7 protein-coding genes and 1 pseudogene are annotated in these 6,785 nt (G+C 71.5%); 4 read left to right on the top strand and 4 right to left on the bottom strand.

Annotation, left to right across the window (positions count from 1 at the left end; genetic code table 11):
* On the top strand, positions 1-365 hold a 365-nt coding region (locus tag ACYVE7_RS26265), incomplete at its 5' end, for a CbiX/SirB N-terminal domain-containing protein (protein ID WP_460368176.1).
* A gap of 71 nt (positions 366-436) precedes the next feature.
* Entirely contained in the window at positions 437-1,213 is a 777-nt protein-coding gene (locus ACYVE7_RS26260) for a VOC family protein (protein WP_460368175.1), read from the top strand.
* A 12-nt stretch (positions 1,214-1,225) separates the two neighbouring features.
* On the opposite strand, the gene ACYVE7_RS26255 is transcribed toward ACYVE7_RS26260, so the two are convergent.
* From ACYVE7_RS26255 to ACYVE7_RS26240, 4 genes are all read right to left on the bottom strand, one after another.
* Positions 1,226-1,696: an SRPBCC family protein gene (locus ACYVE7_RS26255; protein ID WP_460368174.1), complete on the bottom strand. Its 471-nt coding sequence runs from the start codon at positions 1,694-1,696 to the stop codon at positions 1,226-1,228.
* 91 nt (positions 1,697-1,787) lie between these two features.
* Positions 1,788-3,173 (bottom strand): RNA polymerase sigma factor, encoded by a 1,386-nt coding sequence (locus tag ACYVE7_RS26250; protein WP_460368173.1) that lies wholly within the window; start codon positions 3,171-3,173, stop codon positions 1,788-1,790.
* Between the two features lie 348 nt (positions 3,174-3,521).
* Positions 3,522-4,397 carry a LolA-like protein gene (locus ACYVE7_RS26245; protein ID WP_460368170.1) on the bottom strand — a complete coding sequence of 292 codons (876 nt, stop codon included), beginning with the start codon at positions 4,395-4,397 and terminating at the stop codon, positions 3,522-3,524.
* Between the two features lie 89 nt (positions 4,398-4,486).
* Complete coding sequence (locus ACYVE7_RS26240; RefSeq protein WP_460368169.1) at positions 4,487-5,635, bottom strand: AMP-binding protein; 1,149 nt, start codon at positions 5,633-5,635, stop codon at positions 4,487-4,489.
* A gap of 58 nt (positions 5,636-5,693) precedes the next feature.
* On the opposite strand from ACYVE7_RS26240, the gene ACYVE7_RS26235 reads away from it, so the two are divergent.
* Together ACYVE7_RS26235 and ACYVE7_RS26230 are read left to right on the top strand one after the other, a co-directional pair.
* Positions 5,694-6,593 (top strand): 1,4-dihydroxy-2-naphthoyl-CoA synthase, encoded by a 900-nt coding sequence (locus tag ACYVE7_RS26235; RefSeq protein WP_460368168.1) that lies wholly within the window; start codon positions 5,694-5,696, stop codon positions 6,591-6,593.
* A pseudogene (locus tag ACYVE7_RS26230) lies at positions 6,593-6,785 on the top strand (o-succinylbenzoate synthase); the annotation flags it as partial. The gene ACYVE7_RS26235 and the pseudogene ACYVE7_RS26230, both read left to right, overlap by 1 nt.

Below are 6,785 nucleotides of genomic sequence, written 5' to 3'. Positions count from 1 at the left end.
CGAACAGCAGGTTCACATCGACGCGCAGCGCCGGATCGACCTCCGCCGAAGGCGTCGACGACGTCAGGGAGACGGCCAGACTGCTGGGACGGCGGCTGGGCAGACCGGTGCCGTACGGGTTCGTGGGCGGCCCGCAGCCCGCGCTCGCCGACGTCGTCGCGGAGGCCAGGGCGTGGGGCGCGCGGACCGTGACCGTCGCGTCCTACCTGCTCGCGCCCGGGTTCTTCCACGGCAGGCTGGTGGACGCGGGGGCCGACTTCACCGCCCCGGTGCTGGGCGCCCACGAGGAGATCGCCCGGCTGGTGCTGCGCCGTTTCGACGAGGGCGTCGTCGGCGCCCGGGTGGCCGTGCGCGCGGCGTCCTGATCGGTGGTTCTCCGGTCAACCGCCCGTGACCTTCCCTAAGCTGGGCGTGACCGGCCACAGGGGAGGACGACATGCGCGAGATGCCCGACTACCAGTCCGGGACACCGTGCTGGGCGGAGCTGGACACCCCTGACCTCGAGGTCGCCAAGCGGTTCTACGGCGGGCTGTTCGGCTGGACGTCCCGGACCTCGACCGACCCGGCCGACGGCGGCCTGACGGTCTTCACGCTCGGCGCGGCCGGCGCGGTCGCGAGCGCGAAGCCCCTGTTCACCGAGGGCGCACGGCCCGGCTGGACGGTCCGGGTCGCGGTGGCCGACGCCGACGCCGTCTGCGCGATCGTGCTGAAGGAGGGCGGGCACGTCCACGAGGATCCCGCGCCCGTCCGCGGCCGGGGCACCGCGGCCGCCTGCGCCGATCCGACCGGCGCGGTCTTCGGGCTCTGGCAGCCGGACGGCCTTCCCGGCGCGGCCGTCACCGGAGTCCCGGGCTCCTTCGGCTGGACGGAGCTGGCCTGCCGCGACATCGACGCCGCCAAGGAGTTCTACGGGGCGGTCTTGGAGTGGACCGCAGAGACCACGCCGTTCGCCGGCTCCACGTACACCGTGTTCTCACTCGACGGCCGCCCTGTCGCCGGGATGGTCCAGATGAACGAGGCGTGGCCCGCCGAGCTCCCGCCGCACTGGATGACCTACTTCACGGTCGCCGACACCGACCGGGCCTGCGCGGAGCTGGTCCGGCACGGCGGGACGGTCTCCGTCCCGCCGTCGGACACGCCGCGGGGCAGGCTCGCGGTCGTCGCCGACCCGCACGGCGCCTGCTTCTCGTTCCTGCAGCGCGCCCAGGGATGAGCCGGGCCGCGCTCAGCCCGTCTGCTCCCAGCCTTCGAGGGGGCGGGCACGGGCCTGGGCGAGAGCGTCGAGGGCGTTGAGCGAGGCGAAGGTGTGCTTGCGGGCCTCGGGACGGGCCGCCCGGGCCAGCAGGCCGGCGGTGCGCAGCCCGAGCAGCTCGTAACGGCAGGTCATCCGGGAGCCGGAGCCCTGCGGGGCCAGCACGAACGTGACCCGGAGCCGGGCGTTGACCGGGGTCTCGGCGGTGATGACGATCTCACGGCCGGGGACGAGCCGTTCGAACGTCCACTCCAGTTCGCCGCGCATCCCCAGCAGCGAGCCGCGCTGGACGAACCGGTCGCCGGGACGCGGCGGAGCGGGCGGGGCGGGGGCGAAGGAGTCGTGGACGACGAGCCACTCGCCGTACCGGTCGTAGTCCTGCAGGGCCGACCAGATCTCGTCCGGGGTGGCGGTGAGGTCGGCGGAGACGGTGATGGTCGCCATCGGCGGGGCTCCGGATGTCGGGGTGCCGACATTCATGCCCGCCGACGGCGGATCTCAGACCTCCCTGGGCGCCCGAATCGGGCGTTTCGTTCTAGACCGCGAAGTCGAGCAGCGGCTGGGCGTTGCTGGGGTGCCGCAGCTTGGACAGCGACTCCTTCTCGAGCTGGCGGATCCGCTCCCTGGTCAGGCCGAGATGCTTGCCGATCTCGTCCAGGGTGCGCGGGGTGCCGTCGTAGAGCCCGAACCGCATCGCCATGATCTTGGCTTCGCGGGGCGAGAGGACGCCCAGCGCGCGGCGGAGCTGATCGGCCATGAGCTGCCGGTCGACCAGGTCGGACGCCTCCGGGCTGTCGGTGTCCTCGATGAGGTCGCCGATCCGGGTCTCGCCGTCCTCGCCGATCGTGGAGTCCAGGCTGATCGGCTGGCGGCTGGTGCGCAGCAGCTCGCGGACCTGCTCGGGGCTCTTGTCCATCTCCACGGCCAGTTCCTCGTCCGTGGGTTCGCGACCGAGCCGCTGGTGCATGTCACGTTCCACCCGGGACAGCTTGGACAGCAGCTCCAGCACGTGGACGGGGAGCCGGATCGTGCGGGCGGAGTCGGCGAAACCGCGCTGGATCGCCTGGCGGATCCACCACATCGCGTAGGTGGAGAACTTGTAGCCCTTGGAGTAGTCGAACTTCTCCACGGCCCGGATCAGGCCGAGGTTGCCCTCCTGGACGACGTCCAGCAGCGACAGCCCGCGGTCGGAGTACTTCTTGGCGACCGAGACCACGAGCCGCAGGTTCGCCTCGAGCATGTGGGACTTGGCGCGGTTGCCGTCCTCGACCAGCCACTCCAGGTCCTCGCGGGTGGAGGCCGCCATCCGCTTGGGCGCGTTCTCCAGCTTGTACTCGGCGTACAGCCCGGCCTCGATCCGCTTGGCGAGGTCGACCTCCTGGTCTGCGGTGAGGAGCTGGCGGCGGCCGATGGCCTTGAGGTAGGTGTGGACGGAGTCGCCCATCACCGAGGTGTTGTCGTCGAGGTCCTTGGTGCTGACCTCTTCGACCTCCTCCTCGACGGCGGCGGTCGGGTCGAACTCGGTGTCGTCGTCGCCGAGCTCGGCCTTGCCCGCCTGCGGCGCGGTCTCGGCGGGCGCGTCGTCGGCGGTGGCCTTGGCCTTGCGGGTGGTGGCGGGCTTCTTCGCCGTGGCCGTCTTGGTGGCGGTGGTGGTCTTCTTGGCGGCCGGCTTGCGGGCGGCCGGCTTCTTGGCGGGCTCGGCGGTGTCGGCGAGGCTGACGCCGGAGTCGGCGAGCTCCTTCAGCAGGGAGCGGCCCTGCGCCGGGGTGATCCCGGCCTCCTCGAACGCCTGACGGACCTCCGCCAGCGAAAGGTGGCCCCGGGACCGGCCCAGCGCGAGCAGCTCGTCGAGATGCGCGCTCCCGGACACCTCGGAGACGGCGGTCTCCGGGGTGGACGACGCTGCGGCCTTGCGAGGCATGGGGCGGCCCTTCCCTTCTGCGGTATTTTTGCGTGCACTATCCGAAACGGACGATCCTGTCCAGGATGTTCCCGACCAGCGGAAACCTTGACCGGATCCCTTTTCGGTCTGTCCGTTTTGTCAGGTCTTAACCCTCCGTGTGGGTTAACTCACCCTGCGCGGAGATCGAGGCGGGGATGCTCACCGCCGTCATCGTCGACCCGTCATGGGACGCCTGGCCCCGCGCAGGGGTTGCCTGGTAGGGCCTGTGAGCTCTGTCGCACCACGGTCCATGCGCGGAAAAGCCGGAGGGCCGGGCCGCGGAGACGCGGCCCGGCCCTCGGTGGAGACGGGGTGGAGCTGGGCGGATCAGGACGGGATCTTGAAGTCCCCGACCTGGTCGGCGGGCGGCACGGTGATCGTGACGGGCTTGCCGTAGTCGCTGTAGACCATCGTGCTGGTGATCGCGCCGACCGCGGAGTCGGTCTTGGAGATCATCTTGTAGGGGAGCTGGTCGTCGGCGCCGATCCAGATGTCGAAGCTGATCGTCCCCGCGCCCGCCGCGGACTGGAGCTCCTTGAGGTCCTTCTGGGCCTGCGGGTCGAGCTTGGCCAGGGCCGTGTCGAGGGTCATGGTGCCCTTGTAGTGGACGGTCTTGACGCCGCCGACCTGCTCCTCGCCGACCTGCTGGACGTCGGGGGAGCTGGTCATCATCTTGGTCTGCTCGGCCGGGCTGTACTGCTGGGCCTGCTTGAGCACCGAGCCGAGGCCGAGGTCGTCCTTGCCGCCCGTCTCCATCTTCAGCCAGGGCTTGCCGCCGGTGAGCTGGCTGAGGCTCGGCATGTGGATGTAGAAGGCCTTCTCGTCGACGACGGCCTTCAGGTCCTTGAACATGTTCGCCGACTGGGAGGTGTCGGCGCCGGCGGGCAGGCCGGGGATGTCGCCGACCTTGACGTCGGTGTACTCCATGCCCATGAGCAGGGACGGCTTGAGCTGGGTCTGGATCGAGGCCGTCATCTTCATCGCGTCGCTGTCGAGCACCATCGTGGCCTTGAAGGTGTCGGTGTTCGCCGTCTTCTCCGACGACTTGAGGATCATCTCGGCGGCGGTGAGCTTCAGGTTCTCGACGATGGAGCCGCCGTTGCCGGACCCGCCGTCCGTGGTGCCGCCGGAGGAGCAGGCGGACAGGGGGAGCAGGAGCGCGGCGCCGAGGGCGGCGGCGGCGAGGGTCTTCCTCTTCGGCATATTCGACTCTTTCGGGAGGCTTCGTCTGGGGGTGGGGGTACGGCTTTTCGGACGCGCGGGGAAAGCGTCCGGTTCGATCCTAGGGAACCTTACTGCGTAAAGGGCTGGGGCCGTCGCAGGGCCTCGCGGTCGGGTTTGCCCGACGGGAGCAGCGGGAGCTCGTCCCTCAACTCCAGCTCACGGGGTGCGGCACAGGCCGGAAGGTGCTCGCGGACGAACCCGCGGACCTCCTCCAGCGTGAGCGGCGCGGAGGCGACGACCACGGCCGTGACGCGCTGCCCCCATTCGGGGTCGTCCCGGCCGACGACGACCACGTCCCGGACGGCCGGGTGGCGGCCGAGCACGGCCGCGACCTCACCGGCGACGACCTTCTCGCCGCCGGTGTTGATGACGTCGTCGGCACGGCCCCGCACCCGCAGGACGCCCTCGGACAGCTCGCCGAGGTCGCCGGTGACGAACCAGGGGCCGTCGAAGGACGCCGCGGTGAGGGCGGGCGCGAGCCGGTAGCGGCTGAACAGGGTGGGCCCCGCGAGCCGGATCCGGCCGTCACCGGCCAGGGAGACCGCGACCCCGTCGAGGGGGCGGCCGTCGTAGACGCAGCCGCCGCTGGTCTCGCTCATCCCGTAGGTGGTGAACAGCCGCGCCCCGGTCGCCCTGGCCTGGCCGAGCAGGGCCGGGGGAGCGGCCGCCCCGCCGAGCAGGACCGAGGCATAGCCGGCCAGGTCGGCGCCCGCCTCCAGGAGACGGCGGAGCTGGGTGGGGACCAACGAGACATGGACGCGGCCCGCCGCTGCCACCCGGTCGAGGTCGAACGCCGGATGGATGACGGGCTCCGTGCCGGCGAGCAGCGCCCGGACCAGCACCTGGATCCCGGCGATATGGCTGGTGGGCAGGCAGCACAGCCAGGGCGCCCCGGGCGCGCCGACCCGGTCCAGGGTGGCGTGCGCGGACGCCTTGAGCGCGTCGGCGGACAGCTCCACGATCTTGGGGGTGCCGGTGCTGCCGGAGGTGGCGATGAGGACGGCGGCGTCGGTCGGCTCGCCCCCCGGAAGGCGCGACACGCCCGAGGAATCCTCGACGGCGGCGGGCTTCAGGACGTCCAGGAGGGTGTTCAGGGCGGGCGCCGGCAGGCCCGGCGGGAGCGGGCACAGGGCAGGTCCGGTGCCGTCGAGCGCGGCGGACAGGCGCGCGAGGAGCCGGGGCCCCGGCGGCAGGATGACGGCGTGGACGTTTCGCATGACGATGATCAGGCTACCCGCGGCGTGAGGCGGGCCGCGAAGGCGCTTGAATAGGGGGATGGTCTCCGAGTTGTTCGACGCTGACGCGTGGAAGGAAGTCGAGGGTTTCGACTTCACCGACATCACCTACCACCGGGCGGTGGATCAGGGCACGGTGCGGATCGCGTTCAACCGCCCCGAGGTGCTGAACGCGTTCCGGCCGCACACGGTCGACGAGCTGTACCGGGCGCTGGATCACGCGCGGCTGACCGGCGACGTCGGGGTGATCCTGCTGACGGGCAACGGCCCGTCGCCCAAGGACGGCAAGTGGTCGTTCTGCTCGGGCGGCGACCAGCGCATCCGCGGCAGGGACGGCTACAAGTACTCCGAGACGGAGACGGCCGCCGGCATCGACCCGGCGCGGGCGGGCCGCCTGCACATCCTGGAGGTGCAGCGGCTGATCCGGTTCATGGGCAAGATCGTCATCTGTCTGGTGCCGGGCTGGGCGGCGGGCGGCGGGCACAGCCTGCACGTGGTGTCCGACCTGACCCTGGCCAGCAGGGAGCACGCGCGGTTCAAGCAGACCGACGCGGACGTCGCGAGCTTCGACGGCGGGTTCGGTTCGGCGTATCTGGCGCGTCAGGTCGGCCAGAAGTTCGCGCGGGAGATCTTCTTCCTCGGTGACACCTACACCGCGGAAGACGCCCACCGGATGGGCATGGTGAACGCGGTCGTCCCGCACGCCGATCTGGAGAAGGTCGCGCTGGAGTGGGCGAAGAAGATCAACGGCAAGTCGCCGACGGCGCAGCGGATGCTGAAGTTCGCGTTCAACGCGATCGACGACGGCCTGGTCGGCCAGCAGGTGTTCGCCGGTGAGGCGACCAGGCTGGCCTACGGGACGGCCGAGGCCGCCGAGGGCCGCGACCAGTTCCTGGAGAAGCGCGACCCCGACTGGTCGCCGTACCCCTGGTACAGCTGATGCGGGCGTTCTCGATCCCGATGCGGACCCCCTTCCGCGGGCTCACGGCACGCGAGGGCGCGCTGCTCGAGGGCCCGGCGGGGTGGGGCGAGTTCTCGCCGTTCCCCGAGTACGGCCCCGCCGAGGCGGCGCGGTGGCTGGCCGCGGCGCGTGAGGCGGCCTTCACCGGCTTCCCCGCGCCGCTGCGCGACC

The organism is Actinocorallia lasiicapitis, assembly GCF_054778695.1.
This window is presented reverse-complemented; position numbering and strand designations above follow the sequence as displayed.